The 18,178-nt window shown below is 47.1% G+C and carries 17 protein-coding genes; 9 read left to right on the top strand and 8 right to left on the bottom strand.

Going from position 1 to position 18,178, the window contains the following annotated elements; genetic code table 11:
* Positions 1 to 13: 13 nt before the first annotated feature.
* On the top strand, positions 14 to 580 hold the full coding sequence (locus EOO50_RS03080) for a 5-formyltetrahydrofolate cyclo-ligase (protein WP_290837796.1): 567 nt from the start codon (positions 14 to 16) through the stop codon (positions 578 to 580).
* 7 nt (positions 581 to 587) lie between these two features.
* On the opposite strand, the gene EOO50_RS03085 is transcribed toward EOO50_RS03080, so the two are convergent.
* The 7 genes from EOO50_RS03085 to gdhA form a co-directional block, all read right to left on the bottom strand.
* The gene (locus EOO50_RS03085) at positions 588 to 1,232 is read right to left on the bottom strand and encodes a lipoprotein signal peptidase (protein ID WP_290837798.1); all 645 of its coding nucleotides are present in this window, start codon (positions 1,230 to 1,232) and stop codon (positions 588 to 590) included.
* Between the two features lie 166 nt (positions 1,233 to 1,398).
* The gene (locus tag EOO50_RS03090; protein WP_290837800.1) at positions 1,399 to 1,779 is read right to left on the bottom strand and encodes a TraR/DksA C4-type zinc finger protein; all 381 of its coding nucleotides are present in this window, start codon (positions 1,777 to 1,779) and stop codon (positions 1,399 to 1,401) included.
* Positions 1,780 to 1,787: 8 nt separating this feature from the next.
* Complete coding sequence (ileS, locus tag EOO50_RS03095; protein WP_290837802.1) at positions 1,788 to 5,186, bottom strand: isoleucine--tRNA ligase; 3,399 nt, start codon at positions 5,184 to 5,186, stop codon at positions 1,788 to 1,790.
* Positions 5,187 to 5,449: 263 nt separating this feature from the next.
* Positions 5,450 to 5,836, bottom strand: a complete 387-nt coding sequence (locus EOO50_RS03100) for a DUF2809 domain-containing protein (protein WP_290837804.1) — start codon at positions 5,834 to 5,836, stop codon at positions 5,450 to 5,452.
* On the bottom strand, positions 5,833 to 6,546 hold the full coding sequence (gene recO / locus EOO50_RS03105) for a DNA repair protein RecO (RefSeq protein WP_290837806.1): 714 nt from the start codon (positions 6,544 to 6,546) through the stop codon (positions 5,833 to 5,835). Before recO ends, EOO50_RS03100 begins: the two co-directional genes overlap by 4 nt.
* A gap of 50 nt (positions 6,547 to 6,596) precedes the next feature.
* A complete protein-coding gene (locus EOO50_RS03110; RefSeq protein ID WP_290837808.1) occupies positions 6,597 to 8,897 on the bottom strand; it encodes a two-component regulator propeller domain-containing protein in 2,301 nt (766 codons plus the stop codon).
* Positions 8,898 to 9,117: 220 nt separating this feature from the next.
* Complete coding sequence (gdhA, locus tag EOO50_RS03115) at positions 9,118 to 10,458, bottom strand: NADP-specific glutamate dehydrogenase (RefSeq protein WP_290837810.1); 1,341 nt, start codon at positions 10,456 to 10,458, stop codon at positions 9,118 to 9,120.
* 267 nt (positions 10,459 to 10,725) lie between these two features.
* Between gdhA and EOO50_RS03120 the strand changes: the two genes are divergently transcribed.
* Positions 10,726 to 11,517 carry a glutamate dehydrogenase gene (locus tag EOO50_RS03120; RefSeq protein ID WP_290837812.1) on the top strand — a complete coding sequence of 264 codons (792 nt, stop codon included), beginning with the start codon at positions 10,726 to 10,728 and terminating at the stop codon, positions 11,515 to 11,517.
* A 58-nt stretch (positions 11,518 to 11,575) separates the two neighbouring features.
* Here the strand turns inward: EOO50_RS03120 and EOO50_RS03125 are convergent, their stop codons facing one another.
* Positions 11,576 to 12,718 (bottom strand): cystathionine gamma-synthase, encoded by a 1,143-nt coding sequence (locus EOO50_RS03125; RefSeq protein ID WP_290837814.1) that lies wholly within the window; start codon positions 12,716 to 12,718, stop codon positions 11,576 to 11,578.
* A gap of 92 nt (positions 12,719 to 12,810) precedes the next feature.
* Between EOO50_RS03125 and EOO50_RS03130 the strand changes: the two genes are divergently transcribed.
* From EOO50_RS03130 to EOO50_RS03160, 7 genes are read left to right on the top strand one after another with little or no spacing between them, the layout of a single operon-like run.
* Positions 12,811 to 13,551, top strand: a complete 741-nt coding sequence (locus EOO50_RS03130; protein ID WP_290837816.1) for a DUF3298 and DUF4163 domain-containing protein — start codon at positions 12,811 to 12,813, stop codon at positions 13,549 to 13,551.
* Positions 13,552 to 13,598: 47 nt separating this feature from the next.
* On the top strand, positions 13,599 to 13,946 hold the full coding sequence (locus EOO50_RS03135; RefSeq protein ID WP_290837818.1) for an ArsC/Spx/MgsR family protein: 348 nt from the start codon (positions 13,599 to 13,601) through the stop codon (positions 13,944 to 13,946).
* A complete protein-coding gene (locus tag EOO50_RS03140) occupies positions 13,946 to 14,839 on the top strand; it encodes a DMT family transporter (RefSeq protein ID WP_290837820.1) in 894 nt (297 codons plus the stop codon). The genes EOO50_RS03135 and EOO50_RS03140 overlap by 1 nt, the downstream gene beginning before the upstream one ends.
* A gap of 46 nt (positions 14,840 to 14,885) precedes the next feature.
* Complete coding sequence (locus tag EOO50_RS03145) at positions 14,886 to 15,746, top strand: YicC/YloC family endoribonuclease (protein ID WP_290837822.1); 861 nt, start codon at positions 14,886 to 14,888, stop codon at positions 15,744 to 15,746.
* A complete protein-coding gene (gene gmk / locus EOO50_RS03150) occupies positions 15,746 to 16,339 on the top strand; it encodes a guanylate kinase (RefSeq protein ID WP_290837824.1) in 594 nt (197 codons plus the stop codon). The genes EOO50_RS03145 and gmk overlap by 1 nt, the downstream gene beginning before the upstream one ends.
* A 3-nt stretch (positions 16,340 to 16,342) precedes the next feature.
* Entirely contained in the window at positions 16,343 to 16,924 is a 582-nt protein-coding gene (nadD, locus tag EOO50_RS03155; protein WP_290837826.1) for a nicotinate (nicotinamide) nucleotide adenylyltransferase, read from the top strand.
* Positions 16,921 to 17,919, top strand: coding sequence for a tetratricopeptide repeat protein (locus EOO50_RS03160; protein WP_290837828.1), 999 nt, complete (start codon positions 16,921 to 16,923; stop codon positions 17,917 to 17,919). The genes nadD and EOO50_RS03160 overlap by 4 nt, the downstream gene beginning before the upstream one ends.
* Positions 17,920 to 18,178 lie beyond the last annotated feature (259 nt).

Below are 18,178 nucleotides of genomic sequence, written 5' to 3' on the forward strand. Positions count from 1 at the left end.
AAAATCAGCGTTCATGTTTACGAAAAAAGATTTGCGGATTGCCTACAAAACGCTTCGGATGCAACTCACCGATGACCAGCTCGAGCAAAAAAGCCTCGATATCGCGAACAATCTGTTGCCATTGCCGATTTGGGAAAAGCGTTGCTTCCACTTGTTTTTGCCGATCAGGAAAATGAACGAGATCGACACCGAATTCATCCTGCATCTGCTCGCCGGAAAAGACAAAGACGTGATCATTTCCAGAAGCGATTTCGAAACGCGCGAAATGACGCATTTCCTGTTGACCGACAGCACGAAAATCAAGGTAAACGAATTCGGAATCCCCGAACCCGAAGATGGTTTTGAAGTGCAAGCGTCAAAAATCGACGTGATCTTCGTACCGCTTTTGGCATTTGACGAAACGGGAAACCGGGTTGGATATGGAAAAGGTTTCTACGATAAATTCCTCGCGCAATGCAAACCTGATGCAATAAAGATCGGGTTGTCATTCTTCGAAGCCGTCGATGCTTGGGAAGATGTTTTTGAAAGCGACGTGAAGCTTGACTTTTGCGTCACGCCTGAGAAAATATACCGGTTCTGATAAAGTCTTACACTTGATCCTCAATCGGCATTGGATCGTTTTCAGGTTTCTCTTCGTTTTTGTGGAACGCTTTCTTGTTGAAGACGATCAATATTCCAACTCCAACTGAAATGGCCATGTCGGCGATGTTGAAGATTGCGTTGAAGAATGTGATTTGTTTTCCGCCCCAAATCGGCACCCAAGTTGGAAGTGTGTAATTTTCTATAAATGGGAAATACAACATGTCGACCACTTTACCGTGAAACCAGGTTCCGTATGGCCTGTCTGAAAACAATTCGGCCAAATGCCCGTGGCTGTCGCTGAACATCACACCGTAAAAAACCGAATCGATGATATTTCCGAATGCGCCCGCCAAGATCAATGCGATCGCGACGACCAAATAACGCGAACTGTTGGCCTTAACCGCCGTCCACAACCAATATCCGATGCCGCAAACCGCGAAAAGACGGAAAACGGTCAATATCAACTTTCCGTACGTTCCCGGAATCTGCGTTCCCCAAGCCATTCCTTCGTTCTCGATGAATAAAATCCTGAACCAGCTAAATACGCGGACTTCTTCGCCATGAATGAAGTTTGTCTTGATATATAATTTGCTGAACTGGTCAACGATTAATATGATGAAAATGAGCAGGTACGCTTTCCGTAATGACATGCGGTTTTTTTTAGTGCGGCAAAAATAGATTTAAAAATTGCAAATCTCAAATATGCAATCCCAAATAATTGTCAATTTGTTGAAAACCATCGGCTTTTCCTGACAACGCTTGCCTATTTAATAAAAAACGCCCCAATGAAGGAGCGTTCAGTACATGTAAAATTGTTTATCGTTGCAAGTTTTTGGCCTCGATGCTCATCGTAGCGTGAGGAACGATCTTCAAGCGATCTTTCCCGATGAGTTTCCCGGTTACTTTGCAGATTCCGTATGTCTTGTTCTCGACGCGGAAAAGTGCGTTCTTCAAGTCGCGGATAAATTTCTCCTGACGGATCGCCAACTGAGAGTTCGCTTCTTTAGACATCGTTTCGCTTCCTTCCTCGAATGCCTTGAACGTTGGCGACGTGTCGTCGGTTCCGTTGTTCAAATCGTTCATGTAAGCGCTTTTTATAAGGTCGAGGTCAGCTTTCGCCTTGTCGATTTTTTTCAAAATGATTTCTTTGAACTCCGCCAAATCAGCGTCGGAGTATCGGATCTTTTCATCTACCATTCCGTTAGTTATTTTGAGATTAATACTGATGTTTTTATGTCGTCAAATTCGACCTCGGTCCCGTTTACGCTTTCGCTTATGATGAGTTCCCTGGTCAATGTTTCATCCTGAATGTATTGTCCGAAGCTTTCAATTGCCTGGTTAACCGACTTCTCGCTTTGGATGTTCACCACGATCTTGTCAGTGACTTCGAATCCTGAGTCCTTTCGGATGTTCTGGATACGGTTCACCAATTCTCTCGCGATGCCTTCGTTCTTGAGTTGTTCGGTTATCGTGATGTCGAGCGCTACAGTAATCGAGCCTGAATTCGCTACGAGCCAGCCTTCGATATCCTGGGATGAGATCTCGACATCAGCGGTTGTTAAAGTAATATCTTTTCCTGAAACGGCAAGCGATAGTTCGCCCGTGCGCTCCAATTCAGCGATCTGTTCTTGGGAGAAATTCTGTATTTCTTTGGAAATCAATCCCATATCCTTTCCGAAGCGCGGTCCCAAAGCCTTAAAATTCGGCTTGATCTGCTTCACCAAAACACCCGATGCGTCGTCTAAAAGTTCGACTTCCTTGACGTTTACTTCGGCTTTAACCAAGTCTGAAATCGCCTCAATTTCAGCCCTCTGATTCGCGTCGAGCACAGGAATCATAACCTTTTGCAACGGTTGTCGCACCTTGATCATTTCCTTCTTCCTGAGCGACAAAACCAAGGACGAAATCGTCTGGGCTTTACCCATTTTGCTCTCCAGCGTTTTATTAACAAAGTTTTCGACAAATTCAGGGAATTTTGCAAGGTGAACCGAGTCAAAATTTTCCTTCTTCGTTAAATTATTGAGGTCGCGATAAAGCTGGTCCATGTAGAACGGAGCGATCGGCGCACCGAGTTTCGCCACCGTGACCAAACACGTGTAAAGCGTTTGATAGGCCGCGATCTTGTCGGTTGCGTATTCGCCTTTCCAGAATCGGCGTCGGCACAAACGGACGTACCAATTCGATAGATTTTCCTGTACGAAATCTGAAATCGCACGCGCGGCTTTCGTCGGTTCGTAATCGGCGTAGAACGAGTCGACGTCTTTCACGAGCGTATTCAATTCCGAGATGATCCATTGGTCGATTTCAGGTCTTTCATGCATCGGAACTTCCTCTTCGCGATACGTAAATCCGTCAATATTAGCATATAACGCAAAGAAACTATACGTATTATAAAGTGTCCCAAAGAACTTTCGTCTCACTTCGGCCACGCCTTCGATATCGAATTTCAAGTTGTCCCACGGGTTCGCGTTCGCGATCATGTACCAACGCGTGGCATCGGCGCCGTATTCGGTCAAAGTTGAGAATGGATCGACCGCGTTTCCGAGGCGTTTCGACATTTTCTGCCCATTCTTATCGAGGACCAAACCGTTCGACACGACGTTTTTGTAAGCGACCGAATCGAAGACCAAAGTTCCGATGGCGTGCAACGTGTAAAACCAACCGCGAGTCTGGTCGACACCTTCGGCAATGAAATCCGCCGGGAAATCTTTGTGACCGTCGATCTTGTCTTTGTTTTCGAACGGATAATGCCATTGTGCGTAAGGCATCGCGCCCGAATCGAACCAAACGTCGATCAAGTCACTTTCGCGTTTCATCGGCTTGCCCGAAGGCGAAACGAGCGTAATGGCATCGACGACATTTTTGTGTAAGTCGACAAGTTTATAATTTTCGTCACTCATATTTCCAGCCTCGAATCCTTTAAACGGATTTTCAGATTGGAAACCTGCCGCGACTGACTTTTCTATTTCATTGTACAGTTCTTCAACCGATCCGATGAGCATTTCCTCCGACTTATCCTCGGTTCTCCAGATCGGCAACGGAATTCCCCAATAACGCGAGCGCGACAAGTTCCAGTCGTTGGCACTTTTGAGCCAATTTCCGAAACGGCCTTCTCCGGTTGATTTGGGTTTCCAGTTGATCTCGTCGTTCAAATCGAACATGCGTTCCTTGACCTCGCTCATTTTGATGAACCAGGAATCGAGCGGATAATACAAAAGCGGTTCGTCGGTCCTCCACGAATGCGGATAACTGTGGACGTATTTTTCTACTTTGAACGCTTTGTTTTCCTCCTTCAATCGGATCGCGATTTCAACATCGACCGATCGTTCAGGCGCAGTTCCGGCGTCGTAATATTCGTTTTTCACGTATTTGCCAGCCAAATCGCCCATGTGAGACGTGAATTTTCCTTGCAGATCGACGAGCGGAACCGCATTTCCGACTTCGTCCAAAACCAGCATCGGCGGCACTTCAGGTTTGGCTTCTTTGGCGACCTTGGCATCGTCGGCTCCGAATGTTGGCGCGGTGTGGACGATTCCGGTTCCATCTTCAGTCGTGACGAAATCCCCGGAAATCACGCGAAACGCATTTTCAGGATTTTGGTAAGGAAGCGCGTACGGCAACAATTGCTCGTATTTGATTCCGACGGCGTCTTTCCCTTTAAATTCGGTTAAAACTTGATACGGGATTTGTTTATCGCCTGACTTGAAATTTCCGAAATCATCGGCACTTTCCGAAGCGAAATACCCTTTACCGAATTGTTTCCCGATGAGATTTTTCGCCAAAACGACATTGATCGGTTCGAACGTATATTGGTTGAACGTCTTGACCAAAACATAATCGATTTTGGGCCCGACGGTCAAAGCCGTATTCGAAGGCAATGTCCAAGGCGTCGTCGTCCAAGCCATGAAATGAACGGTTCCGAAACCTTGCAAAAAGTCAGGAAGTGTTTCAGGCAATGTCTTGAATTGCGCCACGATCGTCGTATCGGTAACATCGCGATACGCGCCCGGTTGGTTGACTTCATGCGAAGAAAGTCCCGTTCCCGCTTTAGGAGAATACGGTTGGATCGTGTAACCTTTATAAAGTAAATTCTTGTCGTAAATCTGTTTCAAAAGCCACCAAACCGTTTCCATGTATTTCGGTTCGTAGGTTACGTACGGATCATTCATGTCGACCCAATAACCCATTTTTTCGGTGAGGTCGTTCCAGACGTCGGTGTAACGCATAACCGTGCGCTTGCAGGCTTCGTTGTATTCTTCGACGGTGATTTTCTTGCCGATGTCTTCCTTGGTGATGCCGAGTTCTTTCTCGGTTCCGAGCTCAACCGGCAAACCGTGCGTGTCCCAGCCGGCTTTGCGTTTTACCTGAAAACCTTTCTGGGTTTTATAACGACAGAAAATATCCTTGATCGCGCGCGCCATCACGTGATGAATTCCGGGCAAACCGTTCGCTGACGGCGGCCCTTCAAAAAACACGAACGGCTTCTCGCCTTCACGCGTCGTGACGCTCTTTTCGAAAATATTTTCTTTCTTCCAGAATTCGAGGACTTCGCTGGCCACAGTCGGCAAATCGAGCCCTTTGTATTCGGTAAATTTGGTAGTCATTGAGTGCATTTATAAAGACGCGCGAATGTAAACAAAAAAATGTTTAAGTTGGTGTTAAAGCCTGTGTTTTAGCGGTATTGCAATTTTTAGCCGATGAATTACAGGGATTTACAAAAAGTCGTGCGTAGAATTGCCGATTTTTTTACATTCGGCTAACAATCAAGGTTTTTATCGATTTCGAAGGTTTTGTTTTTGGGCGTTCTGGCGCGAGGGCGTTTCGGGTTCGAAGAAAAGCGAAACGCGCCGTAGCGAACTGGCCCTTTTCAGGGCAAACGCAAACTCTTTTTTCGCATCACGTTTTCGGCTAAGAATACAATTGCGATCCCAATCACGTACATCACCAAATCTCCCCAAGAAAACGACGTTCCGATCACGGTTCGCGCCATTCGATTCCCGTGCAAGCCAAGCTTGTCTACGATTTGGAGAAACTGCAGAAACTCTATAAAAAATGCGAACGCTAAAGTTCCTATTGCCGCAACTTTCACCGAAACATCGAAAAACGCGCGAACGAACGCATAAATCAAAATCACCACGAGAATATCCCCGACATACGGTCGAATTATGGCATCGTCAACATAAAGCGCAATCAAAACCTCGACGATGAAAATGCCGATCGCCAATACAAAATAATTGCGTCGGAATGTGATCATGAAAAAACCTCTTTTAAAACGTCTAACGACTTCGGGCGCTTGAAACCGTCGAGATGGAACGCGAAATAATCGAGCAGGATCTTGAGCAATTGCTGGCGTTCGTTGCCTGAAAATACCTTTTGGTCCGAATCGAATTTGAGTACTAGCAAACGTTTGAGTAAAACCGTTTCGGCTTCGTTCAAACATGAAAGCGAGTGATAATCAGAGAACGTACCTTCGACCATTTCGAAGTATTTCGAGTCATCTCCGGGTTTGGCGGGATAAAATCCAAGGAATTTCGTGGTCTGCAACAGCGTGATCAAGTGGAAATTCGCGACCTCATCGTGCGTATCGAACCACAATAACGCCGTTTCGAGAAAGTCGAACAACGCTTCGTTTTTTTCCTCTTCGCGAATCGTGTGGTGCAGAACTTCGCTCAGGAAAATAGCGATCGTGCTCTTAATGATATCGGTCGCGACGGTCGCGTAAGGCGAAGACATTCTAATTTCCTTGAACGTCTCGAGCGTGCCTTTGTTCTTATGGATGGCTTCGATCTCGAGAATCGAAAGTGGCTGGAAGTAAGCGGTTTTTCGCGCGGCGCTCCTCGAGGAAAACGCGTTGTGGACGAAATACGATTTGAGTCCGTCCGATTGCGTAAAACATTTCACGATCAGGCTTTTGTCCTGGTATTTCAGCGAAGAAATGACGATGGCTTTTGTGGTGACGCGCATTTAATGGACAATTGATAATGGACAATGGACAATTGATAATTGACAATTGCCTAGCGGACGATCATGACCTTTTTGACTTTGGTTTCGGCTCCGTCTTCGGACGCGATGAAAATCATATAAACACCTGAAGCGACTCTATATTTCCCGAACGCGGTCGTATCCCATTCGATCGTTCCGCCTTCAGATATCGCTTCGTGCACGAGATTTCCCGCGATGTCGGCGATCTTCACGTTGCACTTGTCCATGAGGTTCGTGATCTTGACCGTGCCCACGAATTCAGGACGCACCGGATTCGGATACACGATCACGTTCGACAGGTTGCCGCTCGCATCGGTATTGACGCCTTTGAACGAAACCAATCCCGTATCTGTCGCGATATAGACTTCGCCCGTTGTTCCGTTGATCTCGATGTCATTTATGATGTTGCTCGGCAACGGGGAATTCGTCGTCGTAAAATGGTAAAACGTTTCCTGTCCGTTGGGCGAGACCATGAAAACACCTGAATCGGCGGTTCCGATCCATTTGTTGTTCGCGCCGTCGACGCAGATATCGGTTACGATCTGTTCGTACAGCAATTCGGCGAAATCGTCTCCGTCGGGAATGATGATCGCCGTGGATGTCATCTGTCCTTCGCTATTGAATCGGTCCACGCTTGACAGCACGCGAAGACCGGCTCTTGTCCCGATCCAAAGTTGGTTGCGTTTGTCGATGGCAAGTGCGCGGACATCCGGGTGCGGAAGATCGCCAGCTTCTGCCCCGAAGGTTATTTTCTTGAACGGTTCGGCCGAATTTTCGTTGTAACCCACGACACCGCTACCGTATGTCGCGATCCATTTGGTGTTGTTCTTATCGATGACCATTCGTCCGTAGTTGTCGGCGAAAAAGTTGTCGATTATCGGCGTGATATCGACCGATTGCCAGTTCCCGTCGGTTCGCAACACTTTTAGCGCGTCCTCGATCTTGGCGTTTGTCATCCACAGATTACCGTTTCGGTCAAATGCGGGTTGCTCGACCCTGACGCTGATATAACTCGGCGCCGACGGAACGACCAACGATTCAAGCCCGCTGTTCGTCTGATCGTAATGTTGCGTCAACTCTTCGTTTTCGAACTTCAGCAATCCCGCGTGGAACGAGGCGACGTAGAATTCGTTGGCGTTGTTCGGATTGAACGTCATTCGTACTAGATCCGGAGCGTCTTTTCCAGTGAAATGAACTTCCTCATAAAGCAGGTTTTTCCAGCCTTCAGTCGAATATTTGCTGATTCCCAGATATAAGAGCGGATCAGGATTGTAATTGAAATCGTAGTCGCCGTAGGTTACCCAAAGATTCTCGGTTTGGGTATTGAGCGAGAAAATGTTGTTTTTCGCGGGTCCGTTCGGTGTAATGTTTTCAAAAGTCGCCGCGTTGGTGATCGAAGTTACGAACACGCCCTGCTGCAACGTTCCGATATAGATATTTTGTCCGATGACAGTCGCGCAGGTAAATTGGGCAACGACATCGGGAATATTGTAGTTGTAAATCTGGAGTGCGACCGATAAGGACGGATTATAGAGAATGATCGTGCCCTCAGAAACCGCGAGCAAATAACCGTCTGCCGACCTCAAATCTTTGGGCGCTGCGGGCAATGCTCCAAACCCTACGAACGCCGAACCGTTATACCGATTCAATTGTCCAGTCGAGGTAACCGCTACCAGCTGATCGCCGAACATCTCGATTCCGGCCCAGTTTCCGGTCGTGACCGTCGTCCATTGATTCGCGTCGATGAGGTTCGGGTTGTTCACGTCGGCGCGCTTGATGCCGTTGTCCTGGGTTGCCGCATAGATAAATCCGCTGGCGACTGCCGTTTGCCTCACGACGATTTCAGCCGGACCGGTTCCAATATAATAAGTATCACCGAATTGCAGGTTCGAAAGCGTATACTGGCAAATCCCGAAATCGCACGAGATATAAACCACGCCTTCATATTCCATGAAATGATTGACGCGTTTTATGTTGGGTGGAAGTTGTTTGTTGATGATGTCGACGACCTTCACGATCGAACCGTCGGCGTTGATTACGTTTATAAGCCCGTTTTCATAACCGATGATCGTCTTGCCCGAAGCCTGGCTAAAATATACGGCTGAAATCGTCTCGCTTGAAAGCCCGTCGATCGTATTGGTGGTCTTGATCACGCCCGATGCGATGTCTTTGGAGAAAAGTGCGTTCTCGGCCGCAGCGACAAATTTGGTCGTCGACTGGGTAATATCTTTGATCTCAGTATATGAAAAATAACCTTTCCATCCGGGGTTCGCCTGAGAGAAGGCAAAAAACGGACACAACGCAACCACAAAAACCAAAAAGTAATTCTTCATTATAGCCAAACCGATTGGGAAACAAATATAGTACAAACGCGGGAAAGCGGATTTTCATATTTGGGAATTAAAAAAGATAATAGATGATAGACAGATAGACGAAAGACATTTTAAGATCTCTGACTCCGACACAGTCTATTATCTATCCGTCTATCATCTATCTGTCTAAACAAAAAAAAGCCCCCGAATTTCGGAGGCCATTTTTTCAAATTATCGCGGATTACACCACGCCTTGCGCCAACATAGCGTCGGCTACTTTTACGAAACCGGCGATGTTCGCACCTTTAACGTAGTCGATGTATTCTCCGTCTTTTCCGTATTGCACGCAAGACGAGTGGATGTTCAACATGATGTTTTTCAAACGCTCGTCGACTTCTTCGCGAGTCCAGCTCAACCGAAGCGAGTTCTGTGACATTTCAAGTCCTGAAGTCGCGACACCACCGGCGTTTGACGCTTTTCCGGGAGCAAAAAGGATTTTTGCGTTTTGGAATTCGGTGACCGCTTCAGGAGTCGATGGCATGTTCGCGCCTTCGGCAACGGCGATACATCCGTTTGAAACGAGCATTTTGGCTTCTTCTCCGTTCAATTCGTTTTGGGTCGCACATGGAAGCGCAACGTCGCATTTCACTTCCCAAGGACGTTTTCCTTCGACGAATTTCGCGTTGGGATATTTCTTGGTGTATTCGCTGATGCGCTCGCGACGCTCATTTTTGATTTCCATGACGTGCGCCAATTTTTCGGCGTCGATTCCATCAGCATCATAGATATAACCTGATGAATCGGAGAGCGTGACAACTTTTCCTCCGAGTTCGGTCGCTTTCTCGGCAGCGTATTGCGCCACGTTTCCGGAACCTGAAACCGCAACCAATTTGCCTTTGAAGGAATCGCCTTTCGTGCCGAGCATAGATTCGGCGAAGTACACACAGCCGTAACCTGTCGCTTCAGGTCGGATCAAAGAACCTCCGAACGGAATTCCTTTTCCGGTCAAAACGCCCGTGAATTCGTTGCGAAGTCTTTTGTATTGTCCGAACATATAGCCGACTTCACGACCTCCGACACCTATATCTCCCGCAGGAACGTCAGTATCAGCGCCGATGTGTTTCGCCAATTCGGTCATGAAAGCCTGGCAAAAACGCATTACTTCGATGTCTGATTTTCCTTTCGGGTCAAAATCCGAACCGCCTTTTCCTCCGCCCATCGGCAAAGTCGTCAAGCTGTTTTTGAACGTCTGCTCGAACGCAAGGAATTTCAGGATGGAAAGATTCACCGACGGGTGGAAACGCAAACCGCCTTTGTAAGGCCCGATCGCCGAGTTCATCTGGATTCGGTAACCGCGGTTTACTTGGGTTTTTCCGGCGTCGTCGATCCAGCAAATGCGGAAAGTGATGATTCGCTCGGCTTCTACCATTCTTTCGAGCAACATTTGCCCTTGGTATTTTTTATTTTTTTCGATAAATGGGATAACTGTTTCGGCAACTTCGTGAACGGCCTGGATAAATTCAGGTTCATTTGGGTTTTTCTTCGCAACTGCCTCAACAAAAGCATTAATTGACTGTGACATACTTAATTTCGATTATTAACGTTTCATTATGAAAACGTTTTCGTTGACGCGACAAAGATACAGGATACTTAAAATGTGAATCGGAATTTTTTTGATTCCGCAACAGATTTATTAGTTTTCTAAGAATTTACATAGTTGCATAGCATTACTGCAGACATTTAATCGATTCCATGCTTTTTTTAAGGGAAATCAAGTATTTTTTATTTTAATTTACAAACTGAACGCGATTTTTATATATTTGCCACGAATTGTAATACCCAGAAAACAATGCCCAAGTATTTAATCATGAGCTTTTTGCTGGTACTCGGTTTTTCTACTAGAACCGCGGCCCAATTCGGCTTTTCGCATGAAATCGGCGCCATCGTAGGTCCGGTTGCGATGCAATCTGATTACGGTGAGAGACACGATTTATCGACCAACGCTGGAAATACGGGAATTGGTTTTGGAATCATTCACTACCTAAACTTCGCGTACAGAGCCGAATGTAACTGTTACGCACCTGAAACGTATTTCAACGATCACTTCAAACTTCGCAGCGAGCTTTCAATAAACCATACCAAACTTGAACATTTTGGAGAATGGGTCGAACCGAGCGAAACAGGACTTTTCGCCGACCAATTACGTGCGATGCGTGCTGAGACGACTGTAACCAACATTGGTATGCAGTTGGAATTTTTCCCTTTCAGTATCCGTGACTTCTCGGCTACGCCCGGAGCTTTGGCGCCATTCGTAAGTCTTGGAGGGCAATTTTCATTCTTTAAACCGAAAGCGTACTCTACGCTGGGCAACGGTGTTCTTGGAGAAGATCCGACGATTACGCCCGTGAAATATTTTGACGCCTTTGACAACAGCGGCGGCACGACTTGGTCTGTCGTAGGAAGTATCGGAACACGTTACAAACTCACGGTTCTTTCAGATTTGATGATTGATTTGCGTTGGCAATATTACTTCTCGAACTGGGTCGACGGTTTGAACCCGAATCCTGACGTCTACAAGGAAAACAAAGCCAACGAATGGCTGGTTTGGCTGAACGTAGGTTACATTTATTATCTCGATTAAAAACTACAAAACATAAAAAAAGCCCCGAATCAACTTCGGGGCTTTTTTGTTTTTATGATTATCTGAAGGCTTGTTCCAAATCGGCGATCAGATCATCGATGTCTTCAATCCCGACGCTGAGCCGGACCAAATCGTCGGTGATTCCATTCTCCTTGCGCTTGTCCTCAGGAATCGAAGCGTGCGTCATGAGCGCCGGATGGTTCGCAAGCGATTCTACTCCGCCAAGTGATTCGGCCAACGTAAAGACCTCAAGTTTCTCAAGGAATGAAATCGCATCTTCTTTTTTGCCCGAAGCGAACGTGAACGAAACCATTCCGCCGAATCCCGACATTTGCTTTTTCGCGATCTCATGGAACGGATGTGACTCCAATCCCGGATAAAACACGGTTTTCACCTTTGGATGATTCGCCAAAAATGCCGTGACTTTTTCGCCGTTTTCACAATGGCGTTGTACGCGCAAATGCAATGTTTTGATGCCGCGCAGAACAAGGAATGAATCCATCGGACCCAGGGTCGCCCCGGTTGCGAACTGTTGGAAATGCAATTGCTCACCGAGCTGTTCGTCTTTCACGATCAATGCTCCGGCGATCACATCAGAATGTCCACCCAAATATTTCGTAGCCGAATGCATGACGATGTCGGCGCCCAGATCGAGCGGTTTCTGCAAATACGGCGTCGCGAACGTATTGTCGACGGCTAACAGGATTTTTTTGTTTTTCGTGATTTTGGCGAGTTCGGCGATATCGGCGAGTTTCATCAACGGATTCGTCGGTGTTTCGACCCAAACCATTTTCGTGTTGTCGTTTATCGTCGAACGGAATTTATCGAGATCGGTCAAATCGATGAAATGGAATTTGATGCCCGAATCCTTGTAGATTCTCGTGAACATTCGATACGTTCCGCCGTATAAATCATCCATCGCGATGATTTCATCTCCGGCCTTGAACGAACGCAAAAGGCAATCGGTCGCAGCCAATCCCGACGAAAAGGCGAGACCACGCGTGCCGTTTTCGATACTGGCCAGCGCATTTTCTAAAGCGGTGCGCGTCGGATTCGCGGCGCGGCTGTATTCGTATTCCCCGATCGGCTTTCCCGGACTTTCCTGAACGTACGTCGAGGTTTGGTAAACCGGCGGCATGACCGCGCCCGTGGTTGGGTCGTGATGTTGCCCGCCGTGTATGGCTTTGGTGTTAAACTTCATATAATTGTTTTTTGTAGCGATTCAATAATTCGCAAATTTAAGATTATTCCCGTCACAAAAATGGTGGTTTCTTTAATTGAAATATGTCACTTATGAAAAATTTCACTTTTTTGGCCCTAATCGCTATCGCGCTCACAAGCTGTACGAACGAACTCAAATCGGACACGAAAACCTACACGAAAAAAACGACTTTGCCGTGTACCGACAATTGTCCGAAAGTCGAATTCAAGATTCCCGAATACAGCAACGGCGAAGCGTCGGACAGCATCAACGCCAACATTTTCAAAGCATTACGCGAAATCGTCCAATTCGGTGAAGATCAATATAAAGTCAACGACTACCAAGCGCTTGCCAACGCGTTCGTCGCGTCGTATGAAGAAATGCAGAAGGAAGAATCGGAACGCGAATTCGGCTGGGAAGCGACTGTCACGGGCAAGGAAATTTACCGCTCCGATAAATTGCTCAACGTCGAACTCGAATCCTACACGTTTACAGGAGGCGCGCATGGCTACGGCAGCAAGCGCTCGATGTTGTTCGATATCGAAACAGGAAAACACGTTCCGAACGACAAGCTATTCAAAGACATGAACGCGTTCCAAACCTTCGCCGAAAGCAAATTCCGCGCAAAATATAAAATCCCCGCTCCGGCTCCGATCAACTCGAAAGGCTTCATGTTCGAGGACGAAAAATTCGCGTTGCCGATGAACATTTTCTTTACGAATTCCGGATTGTTATTGCATTACAACCCGTATGAAATCGCGTCTTATGCTGAAGGTTCGCTGGAATTGTTGCTGCCGTATACGGAAGTCGACAAATTTCTCGCGGTGAAATAATTAATTTCGGTTCGAATCCGTTTTCTTTGCAGCGCAAACTTAACTTTATGAATACCGTTTATTATTTGCCGAGCTGCGACACCTGCCGCAAAATCCTCGCGTCGCTTCCCCAAAACGATCTGTTGCTTCGCGACATCAAGCAACAGCCGATTTCTCAAGGAGAACTTGAAAAGATGCGCAATCTCGCCGGAAGTTACGAAGCGTTGTTCAGCCGGAAAGCCCAACTCTACAAGGCTCGCGGTTTGAAAGACCAAAAATTATCGGAAGACGATTACAAAAACCTCATCCTCGAACATTATACGTTTTTAAGCCGACCGGTGTTTATCATCGATGAAAAAATCTACGTCGGAAATTCGGCGAAAAATGTCGGGAACGTCGTCGAAGCATTGAAATAATGTCAAAACGCAATCTCGCTCTCGTCGCGGCCACGTTGGTTTCGATCATTTACGGTGTGACGTTTACGATCGCGAAAGACGTGATGCCGACTTACATCGGAGCATTCGGATTTATCGTATTGCGCGTCGGCGGATCGGTAATTCTGTTTTGGCTTGCCTGGCTGTTTTCTATCAAGGAAAAGATCGCGCGGAACGACTTTCCTCGAATCGCCGCCGCCGCTTTCTTTGGCGTGGCTTTCAATATGCTGACTTTCTTTAAGGGTTTGAGCCTGACTTCGCCGATTTCGGCCGCCGTTTTGATGTGCACGACGCCGATTATCGTGCTCGTGCTTTCGGCAATCATCATGAAAGAGCGCATGAAACTTGAGAAAGCGATCGGCATTATTCTGGGTTTGATTGGCACCGCTGTTTTGATCGGATATGGAAAATCGGTCGGGAACGCCACAAACGCGCCGCTTGGAAATTTGCTCGTGTTCGTGAACGCGATTTCGTACGGATTGTATCTGATCATCGTGAGGAAACTAATGGACAAATACAATGCGTTCACGTTCGTAAAATGGATTTATCTGTTTGGATTCGTGATGGTGTTACCTTTCGGATGGAACGATTTTACCGCTGTTTCCTGGGAAATCATCCCAACCGACATCGCGATCAAAATGGCATTCGTCGTCGTCATTTCAACATTTCTCACGTATTTGCTCAACCTGCTTTCTATGAAGGAACTGAAACCGACGACCGTTGCCGTTTTCATTTACCTGCAACCACTTTTTGCGACTATTTTCGCGATCGGATTGGGCAAAGACAACCTTTCGTGGATTAAGATCGCGTCGGCATTCCTGATTTTCGCGGGCGTTTATCTCGTGACCAAAAAGAAGAATACGCCTGCGACGTAGCCAAGCGTAAACATTTGTTATCTTTGTGCATCTTTTTTAGCATCACATGATACAATCCATGACCGGTTTTGGAAAGGCCACGCTCCAGTTGCCTACCAAGAAAATCACCGTCGAAATCAAATCGTTGAACAGCAAAGGCCTTGACCTGAACGTGCGAATGCCGTCAGTATATCGCGAAATGGAACTCGGGCTCCGGACGCAGTTGTCCAACGCGCTCGAACGCGGCAAGATCGACTTTGCGATCTATATCGAAAATACGACCGAGCAAACCTCAACGAAAGTCAACGTCCCTATCGTGAAAGCTTACATCGCGCAACTCCGCGAAGTCTACGCCGATGCCGACGAGACCGAGCTCATCAAAATGGCAGTCCGCATGCCCGACGCGCTCAAGACCGAACGCGAGGAAATCGACGAGGACGAATGGAAAAACATCCTGACCGTCGTGGACGAAGGCGTGAAAAACATACAGAGTTTCCGCATCAGCGAAGGTTCGTCCCTCGAAAGGGAGTTTCTGCACCGAATCGCCAATATCATGACGATGATGAACGCGACCGTCGCAATGGACGCTGAACGCATCGAGACCGTAAAATCACGTTTGCAAGCCGCGATCGAAGAACTTAAAGTCACGTTAGATGAAAACCGCTTCGAACAGGAACTCATTTTTTATCTTGAAAAATACGACATCACCGAGGAAAAAGTGCGCCTCGAAAACCACTTGAACTATTTCATTGAAACCTTGGCCGACAAAGAAGCCAACGGTCGGAAACTTGGTTTCATCACCCAGGAAATGGGACGCGAGATCAACACTATGGGCTCGAAATCGAACCACGCGGCCATGCAGAAACTCGTCGTCCAGATGAAAGACGAACTCGAAAAAATCAAGGAACAAGTATTGAACGTGTTGTAATGGAGAAAGGAAAACTCATCGTTTTTTCGGCACCGTCGGGATCGGGAAAGACTACGATCGTAAGACATTTGTTGCAACATCCCGAGCTTAAACTCGAATTCTCGATTTCGGCCACATCTCGCGAACCACGCGGTCAGGAAGCGCATGGAAACGATTACCATTTCATGTCGCTGCACGATTTCAAACAACATATAAAATCAGAGGATTTCGTGGAATGGGAAGAAGTTTATCCCGACATGTTCTACGGAACCTTGAGATCCGAGGTCGATAAAATCCGCGAAGAAGGCAAAAACGTGATCTTCGATATCGACGTTTCCGGCGGATTGCGCATCAAACGCAAATTCCCTGAAGACACGATCGCGATCTTCGTGAAACCGCCAAGCATCGACGAACTCAAACGCCGCTTGAAGGAACGCTCGACCGAGAGCGACGAGAAAATCGCGATGCGCATCGCAAAATCGTCGGCTGAACTCGCGACCGCTCCCTTGTTCGACGTGATCGTTGAAAACGCCGACCTTTCGTTGGCGAAGCAAAAAGCCTACGATCTGGTCAGCGATTTTATCGCGTCGGGGCAAATTCCAACAAAAGATTAGATTTTGAAAGTCGGGCTGTATTTCGGGACGTTCAATCCGATCCACGTCGGACATCTCATCATTGCCAACCACATGGCCGAATATGGCGATCTGGATCAGGTTTGGCTCGTGGTCACGCCTCACAATCCGCTCAAGCAGAAAGCGACGTTGCTCAACGATTACGCGCGTTTGGAATTGGTGCGTTTGGCGACCGAGGATTACCCGAAACTCAAACCATCGGACATCGAATTCAAGCTTCCACAACCCAATTACACCGTAAATACGCTGGTTCATCTCGAGGAAAAATTCCCGACGTATGAGTTCGCGCTTATCATGGGCGAAGACAACCTCGATTCGCTGCATAAATGGAAGAACTACGAGGTTTTGCTCGAGCGATACGACATTTTCGTCTATCCGAGAGTTTCCGGCGAACCGAATCCACAAAAACGAAACCGCGAAGGTCGCATCAAGATGATCAATGCGCCGATCCTCGAAATTTCGGCGACATTCATTCGCGAAGGTTTGAAAACGAATAAGAACGTGCGGCCGTTGCTTCCCGAGAAAGTCTGGCAATACATCGACCACAACAATAGCTACAAAAAATGAAACAACTTCTTTTTATGCTGCTGGTTTGCATCGCGGCATCGGCCCAGGGCAAGAAACAGGCGGAACAGGCGGAACTCAGCATGAAAAAAGGCGATTACAAGTCGGCTGAGAAATTTTATTCGGATGCGATTGCCGCCGAACCCAAAAACGCGAAATACTTCAACAGCCGTGCGCTCGCGTATTTCATGGACAAGGAATTCGACAAGGCGAACGAAGATTACGGCACGGCGATCAAGCTTTCACCCGAATCGGCGTATTTTTTATATGACCGTGCGCTGTTTTACTTTTCGCTGAATTATCTCGCCGAAGCGTCGCTCGACCACGACATCGCGCTCCAAAAAGCCAATGGCGATAAAGTCCTGCAAACGCGATTATTGGCACTCAACGCCGACATAAAACGCAACAAAGGCGATTTCGAAGGCGCGATCCAGGATTACAAATCGGTTTTGGAGCGCGATCCTGAAGAAGGTTTGAAATTGGCATGCCTGACGAACTTGGGAGCGGTTTTGGGCCGCATGAACCGCAACGACGAAGCGATCCTATATTTGGAACAGGCCGTGAAATCGCACCCGAAAGTCGCCTCAGTGTACAACAATCTTGGATTCCGCTATCTGGCAAAGAACGATTATGCGAAGGCTTTGGAGATTTATGACAAGGCGATTTCTTTGTCGGTCAAAAAAGGCGACGACGGCACGACGGTAATTTCGAATAAAACATCGGCCCAGGATGACGTTTCATCGGCGTTGCTGTACAACAACCGCGGTTACGCCAAATTCAAACTTGGCGATCTCACGGGCGCGATGACCGACGTGAACAAATCGATTTCCCTTTCGCCCGACAACAGTTATGCGTTCAGGAACCGTGCGTTGATCCATAGCGCCCAAAACGAAATGGCGTCGGCTTGCCAGGACGCGACGAAAGCGTTGGAGTTAGGATTTACGAAATCATACGGCGAGGAAATGGAACTGCTCAAAAAATCGGTATGCAAACCTTGATGTGCGAAAATCAAAAGGCGCTTCTGAACGAATCCAAAAGCGCCTTTCTCAAAACACCAAAAACAAAATTTAACTAACTTTTCTGTAATGATAAGCAGGTAGGAATACCAAGCTTAAAGCGTAATAACGCAAAATTAAAAACAGCATTGTGCTGACAATCATAATAATAAGTTAAAATTCCTAAAAGATTTTATCGACGCCTTGTTTTAACGGGAATATTCGTGATAATAGCCGAATCGGAATATTTATTTTGACTAAT

This window comes from Flavobacterium sp. (genome assembly GCF_004211145.1).
Taxonomy (GTDB): domain Bacteria; phylum Bacteroidota; class Bacteroidia; order Flavobacteriales; family Flavobacteriaceae; genus Flavobacterium.